16 protein-coding genes are annotated in these 19,401 nt (G+C 67.4%); 7 read left to right on the plus strand and 9 right to left on the minus strand.

Annotation, left to right across the window (positions count from 1 at the left end; all coding sequences use genetic code 11):
- Nucleotides 1-88: 88 nt before the first annotated feature.
- Complete coding sequence (locus SriyCCGPB3_RS16725) at nucleotides 89-910, minus strand: DUF3014 domain-containing protein (RefSeq protein WP_153855697.1); 822 nt, start codon at nucleotides 908-910, stop codon at nucleotides 89-91.
- A 172-nt stretch (nucleotides 911-1,082) separates the two neighbouring features.
- Here SriyCCGPB3_RS16725 and SriyCCGPB3_RS16730 point away from each other — a divergent pair, with 172 nt between their 5' ends.
- On the plus strand, nucleotides 1,083-1,793 hold the full coding sequence (locus SriyCCGPB3_RS16730; RefSeq protein ID WP_153855696.1) for a glutathione S-transferase: 711 nt from the start codon (nucleotides 1,083-1,085) through the stop codon (nucleotides 1,791-1,793).
- Between the two features lie 79 nt (nucleotides 1,794-1,872).
- On the opposite strand, the gene SriyCCGPB3_RS16735 is transcribed toward SriyCCGPB3_RS16730, so the two are convergent.
- From SriyCCGPB3_RS16735 to SriyCCGPB3_RS16750, 4 genes are all read right to left on the minus strand, one after another.
- On the minus strand, nucleotides 1,873-3,477 hold the full coding sequence (locus SriyCCGPB3_RS16735; protein ID WP_153855695.1) for a hypothetical protein: 1,605 nt from the start codon (nucleotides 3,475-3,477) through the stop codon (nucleotides 1,873-1,875).
- 642 nt (nucleotides 3,478-4,119) lie between these two features.
- A complete protein-coding gene (locus tag SriyCCGPB3_RS16740) occupies nucleotides 4,120-5,838 on the minus strand; it encodes a thiamine pyrophosphate-dependent enzyme (protein ID WP_350259515.1) in 1,719 nt (572 codons plus the stop codon).
- Between the two features lie 132 nt (nucleotides 5,839-5,970).
- Nucleotides 5,971-6,828, minus strand: coding sequence for an XAC2610-related protein (locus SriyCCGPB3_RS16745; protein ID WP_110713326.1), 858 nt, complete (start codon nucleotides 6,826-6,828; stop codon nucleotides 5,971-5,973).
- Nucleotides 6,829-6,864: 36 nt separating this feature from the next.
- Complete coding sequence (locus tag SriyCCGPB3_RS16750) at nucleotides 6,865-7,347, minus strand: DUF3574 domain-containing protein (protein ID WP_075676432.1); 483 nt, start codon at nucleotides 7,345-7,347, stop codon at nucleotides 6,865-6,867.
- Between the two features lie 214 nt (nucleotides 7,348-7,561).
- Between SriyCCGPB3_RS16750 and SriyCCGPB3_RS16755 the strand changes: the two genes are divergently transcribed.
- The 4 genes from SriyCCGPB3_RS16755 to otsA all read left to right on the plus strand — a co-directional run bounded on the left by SriyCCGPB3_RS16755 (nucleotide 7,562) and on the right by otsA (nucleotide 14,083).
- Nucleotides 7,562-9,997, plus strand: a complete 2,436-nt coding sequence (locus tag SriyCCGPB3_RS16755) for a TonB-dependent receptor plug domain-containing protein (RefSeq protein WP_110713329.1) — start codon at nucleotides 7,562-7,564, stop codon at nucleotides 9,995-9,997.
- Nucleotides 9,998-10,144: 147 nt separating this feature from the next.
- Nucleotides 10,145-10,903: a trehalose-phosphatase gene (otsB, locus tag SriyCCGPB3_RS16760; protein ID WP_110713331.1), complete on the plus strand. Its 759-nt coding sequence runs from the start codon at nucleotides 10,145-10,147 to the stop codon at nucleotides 10,901-10,903.
- A gap of 37 nt (nucleotides 10,904-10,940) precedes the next feature.
- On the plus strand, nucleotides 10,941-12,722 hold the full coding sequence (locus SriyCCGPB3_RS16765) for a glycoside hydrolase family 15 protein (RefSeq protein ID WP_350259516.1): 1,782 nt from the start codon (nucleotides 10,941-10,943) through the stop codon (nucleotides 12,720-12,722).
- On the plus strand, nucleotides 12,719-14,083 hold the full coding sequence (otsA, locus tag SriyCCGPB3_RS16770; protein ID WP_324187307.1) for an alpha,alpha-trehalose-phosphate synthase (UDP-forming): 1,365 nt from the start codon (nucleotides 12,719-12,721) through the stop codon (nucleotides 14,081-14,083). The genes SriyCCGPB3_RS16765 and otsA overlap by 4 nt, the downstream gene beginning before the upstream one ends.
- A gap of 126 nt (nucleotides 14,084-14,209) precedes the next feature.
- Here otsA and SriyCCGPB3_RS16775 read toward each other — a convergent pair whose 3' ends face one another.
- Genes SriyCCGPB3_RS16775 through rluD form a run of 4 tightly spaced genes read right to left on the minus strand, consistent with a single transcriptional unit; the run spans nucleotide 14,210 to nucleotide 16,908 of the window.
- Complete coding sequence (locus SriyCCGPB3_RS16775; protein ID WP_350259517.1) at nucleotides 14,210-14,647, minus strand: thiol-disulfide oxidoreductase DCC family protein; 438 nt, start codon at nucleotides 14,645-14,647, stop codon at nucleotides 14,210-14,212.
- On the minus strand, nucleotides 14,622-15,128 hold the full coding sequence (locus tag SriyCCGPB3_RS16780; RefSeq protein WP_110713336.1) for a DUF4166 domain-containing protein: 507 nt from the start codon (nucleotides 15,126-15,128) through the stop codon (nucleotides 14,622-14,624). Before SriyCCGPB3_RS16780 ends, SriyCCGPB3_RS16775 begins: the two co-directional genes overlap by 26 nt.
- Before the next feature lie 20 nt (nucleotides 15,129-15,148).
- Nucleotides 15,149-15,919 (minus strand): peptidoglycan editing factor PgeF, encoded by a 771-nt coding sequence (pgeF, locus tag SriyCCGPB3_RS16785; RefSeq protein ID WP_164081330.1) that lies wholly within the window; start codon nucleotides 15,917-15,919, stop codon nucleotides 15,149-15,151.
- Nucleotides 15,919-16,908, minus strand: coding sequence for a 23S rRNA pseudouridine(1911/1915/1917) synthase RluD (gene rluD / locus SriyCCGPB3_RS16790; protein ID WP_110713339.1), 990 nt, complete (start codon nucleotides 16,906-16,908; stop codon nucleotides 15,919-15,921). Before rluD ends, pgeF begins: the two co-directional genes overlap by 1 nt.
- A 113-nt stretch (nucleotides 16,909-17,021) precedes the next feature.
- Here rluD and SriyCCGPB3_RS16795 point away from each other — a divergent pair, with 113 nt between their 5' ends.
- Nucleotides 17,022-17,909 (plus strand): outer membrane protein assembly factor BamD, encoded by an 888-nt coding sequence (locus SriyCCGPB3_RS16795; RefSeq protein WP_110713341.1) that lies wholly within the window; start codon nucleotides 17,022-17,024, stop codon nucleotides 17,907-17,909.
- A 209-nt stretch (nucleotides 17,910-18,118) separates the two neighbouring features.
- Nucleotides 18,119-19,321 (plus strand): lipase family protein, encoded by a 1,203-nt coding sequence (locus tag SriyCCGPB3_RS16800; protein WP_350259518.1) that lies wholly within the window; start codon nucleotides 18,119-18,121, stop codon nucleotides 19,319-19,321.
- Nucleotides 19,322-19,401 lie beyond the last annotated feature (80 nt).

The raw sequence follows: 19,401 nt of genomic DNA on the forward strand, positions 1-19,401 counted from the left end.
ACCCCGAGGCCAGTCAGCCTGCGGCCAGCATGCCGGAACGGGTGTGGTCGGCGCGTTGATCCCGATCAGTTCTGCGCGGTGGACGGGCTCAGCGGGTGATCGCGCTGCGGATCGCCCGCAGCTGCTGCTTGACCGCCCTTGCCTGCGCCACATCCATGCGCAGCAGGGCCTTCTGGCCGATGGACCTCGACTGCAGGGTGGGATCGACGAAGCGATAGCGGCCGCGTTCATCGCGTGCCACCTGCGGCGCCTGGGCCAGTTCCGGGGTCTCCAGCAGGTGGTCGATCACCGTGACCAGACGATCGTTGAAGTAGCCCTCGGGCCGGCCCAGGTCGACGTAAGCCTGCTGGATCAACGGATAGAAGCGCTTGTAGGTTGTCGCCGTTGCCGCCGGGTCCAGCGCGGTGAAGGCCTGCACGTAGGGCGCATAGCGCGCCGCGTTGCTGACGGCGATGTGTTCACCGCCTTCGCCTGGCTCCACCTGCAGGTTGCCCGGCAGCGGCCGCGCGGCCAGCGCGGTCGGCGGCACGCTGGGCTTGTCCAGATTGTCGACCTGGGTGACCAGGCGTTGGATCAGGTGGTCGCGCAGCAACAGGGTCAGCGGCCCCTCGCCCTGGAACAACTGGCTCAGTGCGCCCCAGGCCGCGGCATCGCTGTCAGCCAGCCTGGGCAACGCCGGGTCGGCCGCAGCCTCGGCATCCAGCGGATGCTTGATCGGGGGTGGTGCTGGCGCGGGCTCTGCGGCCGCCTTCGGTTGTGGTGGTGCACCGGTACTGGCGGGGGTTGATTGCACCGGCACCGAGACACCGTCCGCCAGGCTCTTCAGCTGGTCGCGGAACAGCCAACCGCCCGCGCCACCGACCACCACCACGCCCAACACCCAGGGCCATACCGCCTTTCCACTCTGCATGATGCAGTCCCTCATCGTTTCACCTGCATGGACAAGGTGTGACCCCGCTGATTCCAGCCGGTTCCCCGCTTGTTCCGCTGCCGTTCGGGTTGAGGCACCCGTCTTTCACGCTCACGTCTGCTTTGCACTGCCCGCGCGAGGCTATGTGTCCTTGTCCTGTGGAGACACCGCCATGCAGTACGCGCTGTATTACTGGACCGGCATCCAGGGCCGTGGCGAGTTCGTGCGGCTGGCGCTGGAAGATGCCGGTGCCGACTACATCGACATGGCGCGGGTGCACGGCGATGCAGTGATGCAGGCGTTTCTCGATGGCAGCAGTGAAGGTGCACAGCCCTTCGCGCCGCCGTTCCTGAAGGCCGGTCGCCAGGTCATCGCGCAGGTCGCGGCAATCCTGGATTTCCTGGGCCCGACGCTGGACCTGGTGCCGCAGGCGGCCTCGCGGCGGATACAGGCGCTGCAACTGCAGCTGACCATCGCTGATCTGGTGACCGAGGTGCATGACACCCATCATCCGATTGCCGCATCGAAGTACTACGAAGAGCAGAAGACCGAGGCCAAGGCACGTGCTGCGTCGCTGCGCAGCGAACGGCTGCCGAAGTTCCTCGGCTACTTCGAGCAGGTGCTGGCCGCCAACGGTGGCCGTCATGCACTGCGCGAGCACTCGTATGTGGATCTGTCGCTGTTCCAGCTGCTGAGCGGGCTGGACTACATGTTCCCGCGCCGCATGCAGGCACTGGTGCCGACCCTGCCCCTGCTGCGTGCGCTGCAGGAGCGGGTGGCGAAGCGGCCGAACATCGCCGCCTATCTGGGCTCGGAACGGCGGTTGCCGTTCAACACCAACGGCATCTTCCGCCACTATCCCGAGCTGGATGGGGAGCGGTAGTGCCGGCCGCTGGCCGGCAGCTGCACACTGCGTCCGAGGTCCATGAGGATGCCGGCCAGCGGCCCGCACTACTCTGGGGTCAGCTGTTTTCAGCCAGCGGCTTCACCGCCTGCTTCTGCAGCGACAGCAGGCCCAGCAGCACTGCCAAAGCCACGTACGCGCCGGCAAACTGCCAGCTGATGATGCGCGCCAGTCCGTCCAGGTCCCACGGCAGGTAGATGCCACCGCGCGGGTCCACCGAGTGGATCAGGCCGAACAAGGTCAGCACGGCGGCCACCAGCAGAAAGCCGCAGGCGCGGCGCAGGCGTCCATCGACCATGGCCGCCACCGCCGAGATCCACAGCATCGACGTGATGATGAAGCCGTTGCCAAGGGTGAAGATCACCGCCAGCTCGGGCAGGCCGTGGCCGTCGAGCTTGGTCAGCAGCTGCGGCAGCTGGTCCGGTGCGATCCAGCCCGGCGCCTTGATCGCCAGCAGGTAGGCCACCGACGGCAGGAAACCGAACACCATCGCGCCGGTATGGTGACGCGGCGTGGCCTGGAAGGCCTGGGTGGTGATATCGATGGCCACGTACACGATGATCGGTGCCAGCACCGCCAGCGGCAGCCACTGCACCAGCCCGGAGATGATGCCCAGCATGCCGCCGATGCCGACAAACAGGCCGGTCAGCAGCGTGTAGCCGCTGCGCGCGCCCATGTGCTTGTAGGCCGGCTGGCCGATGTACGGTGTGGTCTGCGCCACGCCGCCGCAGACACCGGCCACCAGCGTAGCCACCGCTTCCACCAGCAGGATGTCGCGGGTGCGGTAGTCATCACCAGCGGCGCGTGCGCTTTCGGACACGTTGATGCCACCGACCACCATCAGCAGGCCGAACGGCAGCAGCAGCGGCAGGTAGGTCATCGCCGTGGGCAGGCCTTCGAGGAAGCCCAGCGTCGGCAGCGGCAGCACCACCTGCGGCGGCACCCACGCCGGCACATGGAAGCCCGGTGCGCCCAGCCCGGCGATACCGAGGCCGTAATACAGCACGGTACCGAACACGAAGGCCAGCAGCACGCCGGGGCCACGCACCGGCAGCTTGCCCTTGGCAATCAGCACGTACAGCAGCAGGCCCAGGGTGGTGAAGCCGACCAGCGGCGAGCGCAGCGTTTCCAGCAGCGGTAGCAGGCCCATCAGCACCAGCGCGATACCCGCGATGGAACCCAGCAGCGCAGCCCGCGGCAGCGCGCGGGTGACCGCCTCGCCGAAGAACGACAGCACGAACTTGAGCACGCCCATGATGACCAGCGCGGCCATGCCCAGCTGCCAGGTGGCGATGCCCGCAGCATGCGGGTCCATGCCCTGCTGCTTGAAGGCGATGAAGGCCGGGCCGAGCACCAGCAGCGCCATGCCGATGCTGGTGGGTGCATCCAGGCCCAGCGGCATGGCGGTGACATCGTCGCGGCCGGTACGCGCAGCCAGCCGGCGCGCCATCAGGGTGTACAGCAGGTTGCCGACCAGCACGCCGAAGGCGGTGCCGGGGAACATGCGGCCGAACACCACGTCGGCGGGGAACTGGAAGATCCCGACCAGGGCCATGGCGATGAAGCCGAGGATGGAGAGGTTGTCGACGACCAGGCCGAAGAAGCCGTTGAAGTCGCCGGCGACGAACCAGCGACGCGGCGCGGCGGAAGCGGGAGCGGACATGGAAGGGGTGGTGGGGGTGGGGACCGCCGATGGTAGGCCCAGCGGGGCCGGCGCGCCAATTCCGTCGTGGAATGATGGGTTCCAGCCAACGGCGGAGCCCCTCGTGGCTGGGGGTGGGTCGTCAAAAGCAGCTTTATCGGAGTGGGCCGGTCGGGATGGGCTGCGCAGGACACGCCGTAAACCCATCCCTGGGGGCTCGATGGCGCCATCCATGGCGCCAACGGTCCTGCGCAGCCCATCCCGACCGGCCCCTGACAGTTTCCTGCGGGTGCCAACCACGGAAGAGAATCAAAAGTTCAAAAGCAAAGGCAGGCGCTCGTTGTAGAGCCGAACCCATGCTCGGCTGCTGTACGCGAAGCCTCTGAGCCGAGCATGGCTCGGCTCTACAGAAGATCATTTCGATCATTCTTGCGTTATCCACGCATGGCGTGGATCTACCGGCAGATCGCGATGATCTGTCGAAGGCGGGGTGGGTCCGGTTGCGGGGGCGTGAGCCGCATGGATGCGGCGACCGAGCTTACATGGATGTACTTGCAGCGTCCCCCGCAACCGGACCCACCCCGCCATCCCTCAGCAAACCCGCTTCTGCTCTGCCTCCGGCTCGTAGCGGGTGCAGGGCGCAGCCCTGCATCGACCAACCCCCTACTTCTTCAGGAAGTTGTCCACCAGCAGATGCTTCACGTCGTCGAAGCGGCCGTTCAACACCGCCTTGGCTGCGTACAACGCGGTACCGGCCACCTGCTTGGCCTCGATCTGCGGCGGCATCACCAGTTCAGCGCGGCTGGTATGCACATCCAACAGCGCCGGGCCGCGCTGCGCCAGGAAGTCCTGCACCGCCTCCTCCAGGTCCTCGCTGCGGGTGACCGTGCGGCCATGGAAGCCGATCACCTCGGCCAGACGGCCGAAGTCCGGGTTCTTCAGGTCGGTGTAGTTGTCCAGCAGGCCTTCCACCTTCTGCTCCAGCTCGACGAAATTCAGCGAGCCGTTGTTGAACACCACCACCTTGATCGGCAGATTCTCCTGTACCGCCGTCAGCAGGTCGCCCAACAGCATCGCCAGACCACCGTCACCGGACAGCGAGATCACCTGGCGGTCGGGGAACGCCTTCTGCAGGCCGAGTGCCTGCGGCATCGCATTGGCCATCGTGCCGTGCAGCAGGCTGGTCAGCGTGCGGCGGCGTCCGTTGACACGGATGTGACGCAACACCCACACCATCGGCGAGCCACCGTCGGCGGTGAACAGCGCATCATCGGTGGCATGTTTCGACAGGAGCGCGGTCAGGTGCTGCGGGTGGATCAACTCACCTTCGCCCGGCTGTTCTTCCTGCTCGCGCTTCTTCAGCGCCTTGTCACGGCGCTCGATGCATTCGTCCAGGAAGCTGCTGTCCTCGCGCGGCGGCAACATCGGCAGCAAGGCGTCCAGCGTCGGTGCGATATCGCCGACCACGCCGAGGCTCACCGGATGGCGGCGGCCGAGATGACTGCCATCGCGGTCGACCTGGATGATAGTCGCCTTGTCGGGGTAGAACTGGCCCCAGGCGAAGTCGGCGCCGAGCAGCAGCAGCGTGTCGCATTCCATCAGCGTGTGGAAGCCGGATTCGATGCCGAAGATGCCGGTCATGCCCATGTTGTACGGGTTGTCCGGCTCGACGAAGTCCTTGGCACGCGAGGTGTGCGCAACCGGTGCCTGCAACCTGCGCGCAAGTTCCAACAGCTGCACGTGTGCGCCCTGGCAGCCGGCGCCGGCATAGATGCCAATGCGCTTGCCCTGCCCCAACAGTTCAGCGATGCGCTGCAGCTCGGCATCCGACGGGCGCAGCACCGGTTGGGTGTAATGCACGGAGAACGGCACATCGTGCTTCACCTCGGCCTGGCTGATATCGGCGGGCAGGATCACCACCGCTACGCCACGGCGGCTGATCGCCGCCTGGCAGGCCAGCGTGACCACACGTCGCGCCTGCTCGGCACTGTGCACCTGCTCGCAGAACACCGAACAACTGGCGTACACCGCCTTGAAGTCCACTTCCTGCGGGAATTCCATGCCCAGCTCACTGGTCACCACCTGGCTGGCGATCAGCACCATCGGCGCGCGGTTGCGGTTGCTCTCGAACACGCCATTGATGAAATGCAGGCTGCCGGGCCCGCACGAACCGGCACAGGCGGTCAGCTCGCCACTTACCAGCGAATCGGCACCGGCGGCGAATGCGGCCACTTCCTCATGCCGTACGTGCACCCAGGCGATGTCACTGCCATGCATCGCATCGGTCACATGGTTGAGCGTATCGCCCACGATGCCGTAGCAACGGCGGACACCGGCCTGCTGCAGGGCGTCCACCACGATTTCGGCCACGCGCTTGCTCATCGGATACATCCTCGAACGGGGGAACATCCGAGGCTAGACCCGATGAAGTGATGCCACCGCAAAAAAAGGGGACGGAGGGAATTAAGTCGTATGTGCCGCAAACGACTTAATTCCCTCCGTCCCCTTTTTTCTTCAATCGTTGACGTTGATCCAACCTTCCACCGCGCCCAGCTTCGGATTGCGGTAGCGCAGCTTCATCCAGCCATCCTGCTCATCCAGCATCTCCACATGGTCGCCCTGCACCAGGTAGCGTTTGGTGCTGGATGCGCCGGGCCGATCGAACAGGAACAGGCGCGCTGGCACCACGGTGGCCTGCTGGCCACGTAGCGGCCCGTCGGGCGGTGCGCCCAGGCCATCGGCGATGGCGGTCTCCAGCACGCGACCGGCGGGATCATAGGTGCGCCAGACCGCCAGCGGACCCTGCTCGTCGGTCTGTTCCCATTGCAACGCAGCGTTCACCGTGTCGCCCAGCATCAGCACACTCTCGCTGCGGTAGAGGTAGAGCGTCGCGCCCGAGAACCGGTACTGGTCGGCGTACCACATCGGGCCACTGCGGCAGCTGCTGGTCAGGGTTCGAGTGGCAGCATCCACGCTCAACCCCATCAGGTCACCGCAGCTGTCCTTGCCATGGGTGTCCGCCTGCAGCGCGCGGAACCCAGCACTGGCCGGATCGAAGCGATACACCGCCACCGCCTCGTTGACCATGCCCACCGATGCACGCGCAACCAGTTCCGGGTAGCCATCGAAATCGACGTCTTCCAGCGACCATTGCGAATTGCCATCGGCATCGGCCGCGCCCTCAAGCGTCTGGCGCTTGCCCGACGGTGACAGCTGCACCGCGATGCTGCCGTCCTGCTGGGGATCGGCGTGCGCCTGCACGTGAGCGGCCACCTGGAACCGCAGCGTCTCGCTGTCGTCCCCACGCGCCTGCGCCGTCGGTGCCAGCACGCCGGCCAACACCAGGCCCAGCAGGCATTCCCTGTAGTTCATCACTGCTCCCTGCGGCACCGCGGCGGCACCTTCACCTCAGAACGATACCTCGACCGGCTGCCGCGACCACAGCACCGATTGATGCTTGGTCTGCTGCTTCCACGCCAGGCGGATCGCTTCGATATCAGCACGGCGCTGCGGGGTGTCCTCGTGCAGCACCACCAGCACCTTGGTGCGCAGGCGGTTGGGCGAGGCATCACCGCGGAACAGCCACTGGCCGTAGGCATCGAATACGGTCAGGCCATCCGGGAAGCGCGGGGTCACTTCCTTGTCCAGGAAGGTGCGCCACTGCGTCTCGCTGATGGTGTCGGCCTGCGGACGGTTGCCGGCACCCTGCTCTTCGCCCACGCCGAAGTACAGCTCGCTGCGCACCCAGCCGTGGCCGGCGGACGGCCGTGCGGCATCGCCCTTCAGTTCGGCGGTGGTGGCCGTGGCATAGGCGCTGGGCGCCTGCGAGGACAGGCTGGCGCAGCCACTGGTGGCCAGCAGCACGGCGAAGACGAGGCCAAGGTGTTTCATCGGTACAGCTCCGGGGAAGGGGGACAAGGCGAGCCGGCAGCGTACAGCGCCACTGGCCCGGCGTGCTGATGCCAACCGGGCATCAGCTCATGCCGGACCGGCAGGGGCTTGCATCGGCACCGGTCATCACGCGAAGATAATATATCGCTTCATCCGGATGGATGTAAGTGAAACCATCTCCCCCTTCCCCGTCGTCGTAGTTGCTGGAGCCCCCATGTCCGTCCGCCTGCCCGCGTCGCCGCTCGGCCTCGCCATCGCCCTCGCGCTTTCCTCCGCCGCCGTCCCGGCCCTGGCCCAGGACGCCACCAACCTCGACACCGTGATCGTCACCGGCACCCGTGCGGCTGACCGCACCGTGCTCGAATCCACCTCGCCAGTGGATGTGCTGACCGCCGAGGACATCCGCAAGGCCGGCGTGGTCAACGGGGAACTGGGCAGTGCGCTGCAGGCGCTGCTGCCATCGTTCAATTTCCCGCGCCAGTCCAACTCAGGCGGCGCCGACCACGTGCGCGCCGCTCAGCTGCGTGGCCTGTCGCCGGACCAGGTGCTGGTACTGGTCAATGGCAAGCGTCGCCACCACACCGCGCTGGTCAACACCGACAGCAAGATCGGCAAGGGCACCACGCCGGTCGACTTCAATTCGATCCCGGTCAGCGCGATCAAGCGCATCGAAGTGCTGCGCGACGGCGCCGGTGCGCTGTACGGATCGGACGCCGTGGCCGGCGTGATCAACGTGATCCTCGACAACGGCGGTGACGGCGGCGAGATCGAGGCCAGCTACGGTGCCAACCACACCGACCTCAAGCCGATCGGCCGCACCCTCACCGACGGCCAGACCGGCAACATCAGCGCCAAGGTCGGCACCTCGCTGGGCGAGGACGGCGGCTTCCTGCGCGTCGGCCTGGAATACAAGCACCGCAACGGCACCAACCGCGCCGGCTTCGACCAGATTCCGCCGTGGGACCAGACCCCGGGCAACCTGGCGCTGCAGGGCAAGCGCAACTACGTGCTGGGCGATGGCAAGAGCAAGGACATCAACCTGTGGCTGAATACCGAGATTCCGGTGGGCCAGACGTCGACGTTCTACGCGTTCGGCACCTTCAACCAGCGCGATACCGAAGGCGCGAACTACTTCCGCTATCCCGATGGCGATGCCAACTGGAAGCAGGTGTATCCGAACGGTTACCGGCCGATCTCCGAAGGCGAGAACCGCGACGTGCAGGCGGTGGCCGGCGTGCGCGGCCAGTGGGGCGAGTGGAGCTACGACGGCAGCCTGGATTACGGCCAGAACGACTTCACCTACCGCCTGCGTGATTCGCTCAACGCGTCGCTGGGCCCGACCAGCCCGACCCGCTTCAAGACCGCCGACTACGAATACGCACAGACCGTGGGCAACCTCGACCTGAGTCGTGTGTTCACCCAGAGCGACAGCATCAGCCACACCCTGGGCCTGGGCGTGGAAGCACGCCACGAGCGCTACCAGACCCGTCCCGGCGACCCGGCCAGCTACGCCGCCGGCCCCTACACCGATCGCCCGACCGGCTCGCAGGCCGGTGGCGGCCTGACCCCGCAGGATGCGGCGCGCCTGTCGCGCGATGTGGCCAGCGCCTACGCCAGCCTGTCCAGCCAGTTCGGCGAGAAGTTCTCCACCGATCTGGCCGCGCGCTACGAGCACAACGACGACTTCGGCGGTGAACTGACCGGCAAGCTCGGCCTGCGCTATGAGTTCACCCCGGCGTTCGCGTTGCGCGGCGCCATCTCCAACAACTTCCGTGCGCCGTCGCTGGCACAGATCGGCTACGAATCCACTTCAACCGGCTACAACGCTGGCGGCCAGCTGGTGCAGGGCCGCCTGTTGTCGGTCAACAATCCGATCGCACGTGGCCTGGGTGCGCAGAACCTGAAGCCGGAAAAGTCGATCAATACCTCGCTGGGCTTCACCAGCCGCATCGGTGAGCACTTCGACCTGTCGCTGGACTTCTTCCAGATCGACATCGACGACCGCATCGCGCTGTCGGAGAGCATCACCGGCGATGCGCTGACCGACTACGTGGCGGCCAACTACGGCGTCAGCGGCCTGCAGAGCGCCAGCTTCTTCGTCAATGCCGCCGATACCCGCACCCGCGGCGCCGAGCTGGTCACCAACTGGCGCCAGTCGCTGGGCGATGGCCAGCTGCTGCTGACCGGCACCTATGCGTACACCAAGACCACGCTGAAGAACGTGCTGGCCACGCCGGCGCAGCTGCGCGCGCTGAACCCGGACTACGTGCTGTTCGGCATCGAAGAGACCAACACCCTCACCGATGCCACGCCGCGCACGCGCGGCAGCTTCTCGGCCGCATGGAGCAACGACCACTGGTCGCTGAGCACCCGCGTGAACCGCTATGGCAGCGCCACACGCGTGTTCAACTTCGGTGATGGCTACATCCCGCGCCAGACCTACCAGGCCGAGTGGCAGCTGGATGCGGAAGTCGAGTACCGCATCACGCCGCAGTGGAGCGTGGCCATCGGCGGGCAGAACCTGACCGACAACTACCCGGATCGATCCAACAGCGATATCCACTACTTCGGCAACCTGCCGTACGACGTACTGTCGCCGATCGGCAGCAACGGCGCGTATTACTACGGCCGTGTCCGCTATACGTTCTGATTCACCCGTACGGTAGTGCCGGCCGCTGGCCGGCAACGTCACGGTCCATGGATGCACCCTGAGGTTGCCGGCCAGCGGCCGGCACTACCCTGATTCGTAGCCTGCCCTCGACCCCACGTACACGCCCACGCTGGCAAGCTGGGCGTCATGGCTGAACCGCTCCCCCTGCGTCCGCCACCGCCATTGCTGGATGACGCCTGTGCGTTGTTCCTCGATGTCGACGGCACTCTGATCGAATTCGCTGCACGCCCGGATGCCGTGCAGCTGCTGCCGGATGTGCGTGAAGCCATCGGCCGCATCAGCGACCGCCTGGAAGGTGCCGTGGCACTGGTCAGTGGTCGCCCGCTTGAACAGCTGGATCAACTGTTCGCTCCCCTGCAATTGCCTGCCGCCGGCCTGCACGGCCATGAACTGCGTGGCCAGGATGGTCGTGTACTGCGCGACGAACACGACGACGACACCGCCGAGTGGCTGCACGCGCTGCACCAGCAGGCGATGCGCTTCGCCCACGGCCATCCCGGCGTGCTGGTGGAAGACAAGGGCGTCGGTCTGGCCCTGCATTGGCGAGGCGCGCCGCACGCGGCGAGTGATGTCCGCGCCTTCGCCGACCGCCATGTGCGCGGCCGTGCCAGCTACCGCCTGCAGCCCGGCGACCATGTGGTCGAATTCGTGCCGGTTGGCACCGACAAGGGCCGCGCCGTGCGGCGGATGATGCAGTACCTGCCGTTCCGCGGCCGCCTGCCGGTGTTCCTCGGCGACGACCTCACCGATGAGTTCGGCTTCGACGCCGCCAACAGCCAGCATGGCTGGAGCGTGCTGGTGGGCGAACGGGAACCCAGCAAAGCGGTATTCGCGTTGCCCGACATACGCAGCGTGCACGCCTGGCTGCGTGAGAATGCCTATTGACCCGGCCCCCACGGCCGCAACCGAGATGTACCGCGTGATGACCCAACCCGATCTTGATCTGGGCGTGGTCGGCAACGGCAGCTTCGGCGCCCTGGTCGACAAACGTGCCCGCGTTGTCTGGAGCTGCCTGCCCACCTTCGACGGCGACCCCACCTTCTGTGCCCTGCTCGGCCCCAACCAGCAGACCGGTGGCGACTTCGCCATCGAGCTTGAGGACTTCGCGAGCAGCGAGCAGGAATACCTGACCAACACCGCGATCCTGCGCACCGTGCTGCGCGACGCGCACGGTGGTGAACTGGAAATCCTCGATTTCGCGCCGCGCTGGCGCCAGAACGACCGCTTCTACCGCCCGGTCAGCCTGATCCGCCAGGTGCGCCCGCTGGCCGGCAGCCCCCGCATCACCGTGCGTGCACGTCCGCTGGCGGACTGGGGCGCGCGCGTGCCCGAGTCCACCTGGGGCAGCAACCATGTGCGCTGGATCCTGCCCGAGCACGTGCTGCGGCTGACCACCGATGTGCCGGTGCGCTTCATCCGCGATGGCCTGCCGTTCGTGCTCAACCATCCCATCCACCTGATCCTGGGCGTGGATGAATCGCTCAACCGCTCGATCAGTGGCTACGTGCAGGAAGCCTTCCAGCGCACCCGCGACTACTGGCGCGAATGGGTGCGCTACCTGTCCATTCCGCTGGAATGGCAGGACGCGGTGATCCGCAGTGCGATCACGTTGAAACTGTGCCAGTACGAGGACAGCGGCGCGATCATCGCGGCGATGACCACCTCCATACCGGAAGCCCCCGGCAGCGTGCGCAACTGGGACTACCGCTATTGCTGGCTGCGCGATGCGGCGTTCGTGGTGCGTGCGCTGAACCGCCTCGGCGCCACGCGCACAATGGAACAGTTCCTCGGCTACATCTTCAACCTGGCCACCACCGACGGCACGCTGCAGCCGTTGTACGGCATCGGCTTCGAGGCCAAGCTGGACGAAGACGAAGTACCGAGCCTGTCCGGCTACCGCGGCATGGGCCCGGTGCGGCGCGGCAACCTGGCCTGGGTGCAGCGCCAGCACGATGTCTACGGCAGCGTGGTGCTGGCGTCCACCCAGTTGTTCTTTGACCGCCGCCTGCAGGACCCGGGCGATGCGCACACCTTCGCCCGCCTGGAACCCTTGGGTGAACAGGCGTTCGCCCTGCACGACGTGCCTGATGCCGGCCTGTGGGAGTTCCGCGGCCGCACCGAAGTGCACACCTACACCAGCGCGATGTGCTGGGCCGCCTGCGACCGCCTGTGCAAGATCGCCGTACGCCTGAAGCGCGATGATCGTGCCCACTACTGGCGCGAGCGTGCCGACACCATCCATGCGCGCATCATGGCCGAGTCCTGGAGCGAGGCGCTGGGCCACTTCACCGACACCTTCGGTGGTCATCGGCTGGACGCCTCGTTGCTGCTGCTGGCCGACATCGGCTTCATCGATGCGCTGGATGCCCGCTTCGTGGCCACCGTCGACGCCATCGGCCGCGACCTCAAGCATGGCAATTCGCTGTACCGCTATGTCGCACCGGATGACTTCGGTGAGCCGGAAACCAGCTTCACCATCTGCACCTTCTGGTACATCGATGCGCTGGCAGCGATCGGGCGCATGGACGAAGCGCGCGGGATGTTTGAGCTGCTGCTGAAACAGCGCAACCACCTGGGCCTGCTGTCGGAGGATCTGGCCTTCGACAGCGGCGAGGCCTGGGGCAATTTCCCGCAGACCTATTCGCATGTCGGCCTGATCACCGCCGCGATGCGCCTGTCGCGGTCCTGGCAGGAGGCATCGTGAGTCGTCTGGTGGTGGTTTCAAACCGTGTGGCCGTACCGGGCGAGAACCGTGCAGGCGGCCTGGCGGTGGGCCTGCTGGCCGCGTTGAAGGAACGCGGCGGCATGTGGTTCGGCTGGAGCGGCAAGAGCGTGCGCGAGGGTAGCGGCACGCTGCACACGCAGAAGGATGGCGATATCGAATTCGTCACCCTGGACCTGAGCAAGCGCGAGGTCGATGGCTACTACAACGGTTTCGCCAACCGCACGCTCTGGCCGTTGCTGCACTTCCGCCTGGACCTGGTCGATTACGATCGCGGCACCCGCGAGACCTATCACAAGGTCAATGCGCTGTTCGCCGACAAGCTCGCGCCACTGCTGCGCGAGGACGACATCGTCTGGATCCACGACTACCACCTGATCCCGCTCGGTGCGCTGCTGCGCGAGCGTGGCATCGGCTGCCGCATTGGCTTCTTCCTGCATATCCCGATGCCCTCGGCCGACCTGCTGCAGGCGATGCCGGACCATCTGCGGTTGTTCTCCGCGCTGTATGCCTACGACCTGGTCGGCTTCCAGACCCAGCGCGACGCCGATCGCTTCCAGACCTACCTGCGCCTGTTCGGCGGAGGCCGCGTACTCGACAACGGCGAGCTGGAAGCACCGGGCGGGCGCCGCTTCCGTGCGGCGGCGTTCCCGATCGGCATCGACACCGAGCTGATCGCACGCCAGGCCGGCACCGCTGCCACCAAGGCCGCCGTAAAGAACCTGCGCGCCAGCCTGCGCGACCGCCAGTTGGCCATCGGCGTGGATCGTCTGGACTATTCCAAGGGCCTACCCGAGCGCTTCCTCGGCTTCGAGCGCTACCTGGAGCGGCATCCGGACCAGCACGGCTCGCTGACCTACCTGCAGATCGCCCCGGTCTCGCGCGGCGATGTCACCGAGTACCGGCAGCTGCGCAGCCAGCTGGAACAGATCGCCGGGCACATCAATGGCGGCCACGCCGCTCCCGACTGGACACCGCTGCGCTACGTCAACCAGAACTTCACCCATGCCACGCTGACCGGCTTCTACCGTGCGGCGGCAGTGGGCCTGGTCACGCCGCTGCGCGATGGCATGAACCTGGTGGCCAAGGAGTACGTGGCCTCGCAGGACCCGGAAGACCCCGGCGTGCTCGTGCTGTCGCTGCTGGCCGGCGCCGCCGACGAGCTGAAGCAGGCGCTGCTGGTGAACCCGCATGATCTGGACGGCGTGGCCGACGCCATCGCCACCGCGGCAACGATGTCACTGCGCAGGCGCAAGGAACGCTGGCACGCGATGATGGAGCACCTGCGCACCTACGACATCAACCACTGGCGACGCAGCTACCTGGACGCGCTGGAGGGTTGACGAGGCCGCGCCTGTAGCGTCGAGCCTGCTCGACTGGCTCTTGTAGAGTCGAGCCATGCTCGACTGCTATCGGCAGGGAAAAAAAACCCCAGTCGAGCATGGCTCGACTCTACAGAAGGCCGGCGGTCAATCCAGGAACCGCGCGGCCTGCTCCGGTGCGGGCAGGTAACAGGCGTCATGCCGCCCGAACCAGCGGTAGCGGTTGCGGGCCAGCGCGCGGTACGCGGCATCACGCCAGCTGCGCGGCAGCACGCGCAATGCACCACTCAGACGCCAGGCGCCGCCCAGCCCCGCCAGCACCCGCAGGATCGCATCGGTATCGGTCCAGGCCCCTTGCGCGTCCAGCAACAGGAACGACATCGGGTCCTGCGGGTCCAGCCCGTGCGCGCGCAACAGCGCGCTGCCCTGCGCACCCTGCATCGCCGCAAAGCGGTAGCAGCCCTTGCGGTCGAAACGCAGCAGGAAGCGCACCCAGCGGTTGCACAGCGCGCACACGCCATCGAACACGATCACCGCGCTGCCGGCCTCGGCGGCGGAATCACTGCGGTTCGAGCCAGCCTTCATAGCGGATCAGGGCTCCGGCCCAGGGCAAGGTCACATCGACCAGGAAAGTGTAGCGCTGGCCGTGCCACGCTTCGCGACATCGCACGCCGCCGAACCAGCGCTTGGGCAGCGGCAGCAGCCCGAACGCCCAGACCCGCCGCACCGACCAGTCGATGCCACCGTCGCGGGCCTGCAGGTCGAACTCGAAGCGCACCGCCCCCAGCTGCTCGCGCAGGTATCCCTCGTGTACCCACAGCCGCGACACCATCGGCCAGCGACCGAATCGTCGCGCCCAGCGTTCGCCCTGCCCGTGCGCGCTGAACGCCACTTCGGTGGGCAGCGCGTCACCGTCCTTCGGCAACCGCGCCAACGCGGCCAGCAGCGGCACCAGCCAGTGCCGCCCTCTCACGATGCGCGCCTGCCCCACGTAGCGGCAAGGCAACGGCGCGGCATGCAGCACCTGCACCGGCGCGGCCAGGGTGGCGAAGGCCGGCCCCAGCACGCGCGCGAACAGCGGCGTGGTCAGGGCGCGATCCAGGCCAGGGTCGCCATGCGCCCGGTGCGACGGTCGCGCCGGTGCGAATACAGGTCCGGATCGGCCATGGTCGACACCGTGCCGCCATACACCTGCGCCGGGTCCATGCCCGCCGCCTGCAGGCGCTGGCGTGCCAGGGCGAACAGGTCCACCTTCCAGTGCCCCGGGCGCGTCGCCGCGAACGCCACCTCGGCCGCCGGATCATGGCCGACGAAAGCGTGGAAGACCTCCTCGCCGATCTCGTAGTCGGCCGGCCCGGCCGCCGGGCCCAGCCACGCGCGCAGCTGCGCGGGCGGGGTCTGCATGGCGGCCACCGTGGCCTCCAGCATGCCGTCGGCCAGCCCACGCCAACCGGCATGGGCCGCGCCCACTTCACTGCCATCGGCCGCGGCAAACACCACGGGCAGGCAGTCGGCGGTCAGGATCGCCAGCACCACGCCCGGCACCGAGGTCACCGCAGCGTCAGCCACCGGTTCGCTGGCGCCTGCCACCGGCGGCGCGGTGAAGCGCAGCACGGTGCTGCTGTGCACCTGGCGCAGCCAGTGCGGTGCCGAGGGCAGTGCCAGCCCCTGCTGCAGCAGCTGGCGGTTGTGCTCCACGTTGGCCGGGGTATCACCATCGGCCGCGTGCCGGTTGCCCAGGTTGAACTGCGCGAACGGCGCCGGCGAGATGCCCGCACCGTGCCGACGCGTGGTCAGCGCATGGACGCCCGGAGGCGCCGGCCAGTCCGCCTGCAGCAATGGCAGCGCGGCGGCCATCACCAGCGGTCCCGCTCGCGCGCGGCGAAGGCTTCGCTGTCCTCGCGCAGCACCTTCATCAGGTGCAGCATGTCGTCCGGCACCGGCGCGGTGTTGCGCACCGGCTCACCGGTAATCGGATGCGTGAACTCCAGGGTCTCGGCGTGCAGGGCCTGGCGCTTGAAGCCGCGCAGCGCGGCCACCAGCTCGTCGCTGGCGCCCTTGGGCAGCTTCAGCGCACCGCCGTACAGCGGGTCACCGATGATCGGATGGCGAACGTGCGCCATGTGCACGCGGATCTGGTGGGTACGGCCGGTTTCCAGGCGGCACTCCAGCGCGGTGTGCGCACGGAAGCGCTCGCGCAGGCGGTAATGGGTGATCGCTTCCTTGCCGTCCTCGCGCACGGCCATCTTCAGGCGGTCGCGCGGGTGGCGGTCGATCGGGGCATCGGCGGTACCGCCGGCCACCAGCGCACCCATCACGATGGCCAGGTACTGGCGGTGCACGTCGCGCGCGGCCAGCTGCTCGACCAGCGCGGTCTGCGCTTCCAGGGTCTTGGCCACCACCATCACGCCGCTGGTGTCCTTGTCCAGGCGGTGCACGATGCCGGCGCGCGGCAGCACCGCCACCGAGGGGTCGCGGAACAGCAGGGCATTCACCAGGGTGCCGCTGTGGTTGCCCGCGCCCGGGTGCACCACCAGGCCCACCGGCTTGTTGATCACCAGCAGGTGCTCGTCCTCGAACAGCACGTCCAGCGGGATGTCCTCCGGCTGGGCGTCGGTCTGGGTCTCGAGCACCACATTGAGGGTCACGAGCTCGCCGCCGCGCAGCGGATCGCGCGGGCGCGCCTGGGCGCCGTCCAGCAGCACCTCACCGGCCTTGATCCACTCGGTCAGGCGCGAACGCGAGTATTCGGGGAACAATTCGGCCACCACGGCGTCGAAACGACGGCCGGCAGCGGTGTCGGGGACGATGGCCTGGCGGGCCGATTCAGAGGGTTGTTCAGACATGGCAGGGGGCATTCTTTGAAATTTTGGGGTCCCGGCGGCCGGTTTCAGTCGCTGGACAGGACACTAGGCTATCATCGACCCTTCGTATTCCAGCCGCGTCCCGCCTCGACCTCATGATCCGACGCTCCGCCATGCTCTCCGCGCCCGTCCGCCTCACCGCCCTGCTGCTGGTGCTGGTCATCGCCGCCACCGGCTGCCACCGTGGTGCCAAGAAGGGTGATCGCCCCGATGAAGGGACGCCGGTCGAACAGTTGTACGAGAAGAGCCACAAGCTGATGCAGGGTGGCAACTGGAGCGGCGCTGAAACCAGCTTCCGCCGTCTGGTGGCCCAGTATCCGTACGGTCCGTACACCGAACAGGCGATGATCGAAACCGCCTACGCGCAGTACAAGGCCGGCAAGCACGATGACGCGGTGTCCAGCATCGACCGCTTCATCCGTACCTACCCGACCCATCGCAACATCGCGTACCTGTACTACCTGCGCGGCCTGGCCAACTCCAACCGCAGTACGGTTTTCCTGCGCCGCGTATGGTCGCTGGATGCCAGCCGCCGCGACCTGTCCACGCCGCACCAGGCGTATTCGGACTTCAACATCGTGGTCGACCGCTACCCGAACAGCCGCTACGCCGCCGATGCGCGCCAGCGCATGCTGGAGCTGCGTGACGTGTTCGCCCAGCACGAGCTGGACAACGCCCTGTACTACATGCGCCGCGGCGCCTGGGTCTCGGCCGCCGGCCGCGCCAACTACCTGCTGGAAACCTACCCGCAGAGCGCATTCCAGTACGACGCCGTGGCTGTGCTGGCCGATTCCTACACCCACCTGGGCAACAAGACCCTGGCCGACGACGCCCGCCGCGTCCTGCAGCTGAACCAGCCGGACCACCCGTGGCTGGAAGGCAAGTGGCCGAAGTACCCGTGGATGATCCGCAAGCTGAACCCGTTCGCCGGCGAGAAGTCCGCCAGCACCGGCCAGCGCAACGCGCGACTGGAAAAGAAATAAGAAAAAGGCCCCGAAAGGGGCCTTTCTTCTTTCTGCAGAGTCGAGCCATGCTCGACTGCTTCCTGCAGGACGCTCAGCGCGCGGCGGCGTCCCGGGGCCCACCTAGGAATCCTACGAATCCCCAAGGGTTGCGACGCTGGTCCCAATCGGCTCGGACGAGCCCCTCCACACTGCGGCGCAACGGCCATCCCGGCCGTGAAGGAGCGCCCATGTCCCCACTGCCCCGTCGTTTCCGGCCCCTCTCGAGCGTCATCGCCACGGCCCTGCTGGCCCTGACGTCCAGTCCCCTGAGCGCCGCGCCGGCCGCGCCGGGTGATCTGCTGTCCGCCGCGCCCTATCGCGCGTCATGGGTGCCCTCCAAGGCCACGCAAGCGTACAAGCTGCACTACCGCACCCCCGACCACCGCGGCCAGCTGGCCGAAGGCACCGGCCTGCTGTATCTCCCCGCGGGCGCGGCGCCCATCGGGGGCTGGCCGGTGGTGTCGTGGGCACATGGCACCCAGGGCATCGCCGATCGCTGCGCGCCCTCGGTCTCGGGCCCCTACCAGCCCGAACGCGACGGGCGTTTCCTCGACCAGTTCCTGGCCCAGGGCTATGCCGTCGTCGCTGCCGACTACCAGGGGCTCGGCAGCCCCGGCAACCACGCCTACCTGCACGTCCGCACGGCGGCCCGCAACGCCATCGATCTGGTCAAGGCCAGCCGCCAGTATCTGGGCGCATCAGCGCTGTCGCCGCGCTGGGTCTCGGTTGGTCATTCGCAGGGTGGTGCCGCTGCGCTCACGGCCGGGCATCTGGCGCCCACCTATGGTGGTCCTTCCCTGCACTACCGCGGCAGCTTCACAACCGGCACGCCTACCGCAGTCGAGCTGACCGCGCTGGTGATGAAGCCCGACAACCGCACCGCCAATCCTGGCGCGCTCAACGCCTATCACGCGTACCTGCTTGATGGCCTGCTGCAGGTCGCGCCGCAGATCGACCGCGTCCTCAGCGACACCGGCCGCGCCCGCGTGGCAGTGGCACGCGAGCAGTGCCTGGGCGAACTGGCCGCCACGCTGGACGGCGCGGATACCGGCAGCATGTTCACTGCACCGCTGACCAGCGTGCCAGGCATCTGGGCAGTGCTGTACGACTATCTCGGCGTACCGCGCCGCGGTTTCAGCCAGCCGCTGATGCTGGGCCATGGCAGTGAGGACCGCGACGTGCCCTACCTGACCACCCTGCTGTATGCCGCAGGCCTGGCCCTGCGTGGCGAGCCGGTCGCGTTCCGGCGCTACCCGGTCGACCATCGCGGCACGCTGGACGCGGCTGCTGCGGAGGGTCTGGCGTTCGTGCGGGCACGGCTGGGGGACGGCCACTTCGACGATGCTGCGGAAACCGCCAGCCTCGAACAGCTGCTTGAGGAAGTCCGGTAGATCCACGCCAAGCGTGGATGGTCTTCGACCATTGTGCGGACCAAGGTCCGCACCCACCGGAGAGGGGCCAACGGGTTGCC

Source organism: Stenotrophomonas riyadhensis, from assembly GCF_040256885.1.
Taxonomy (GTDB): Bacteria; Pseudomonadota; Gammaproteobacteria; order Xanthomonadales; family Xanthomonadaceae; genus Stenotrophomonas; species Stenotrophomonas riyadhensis.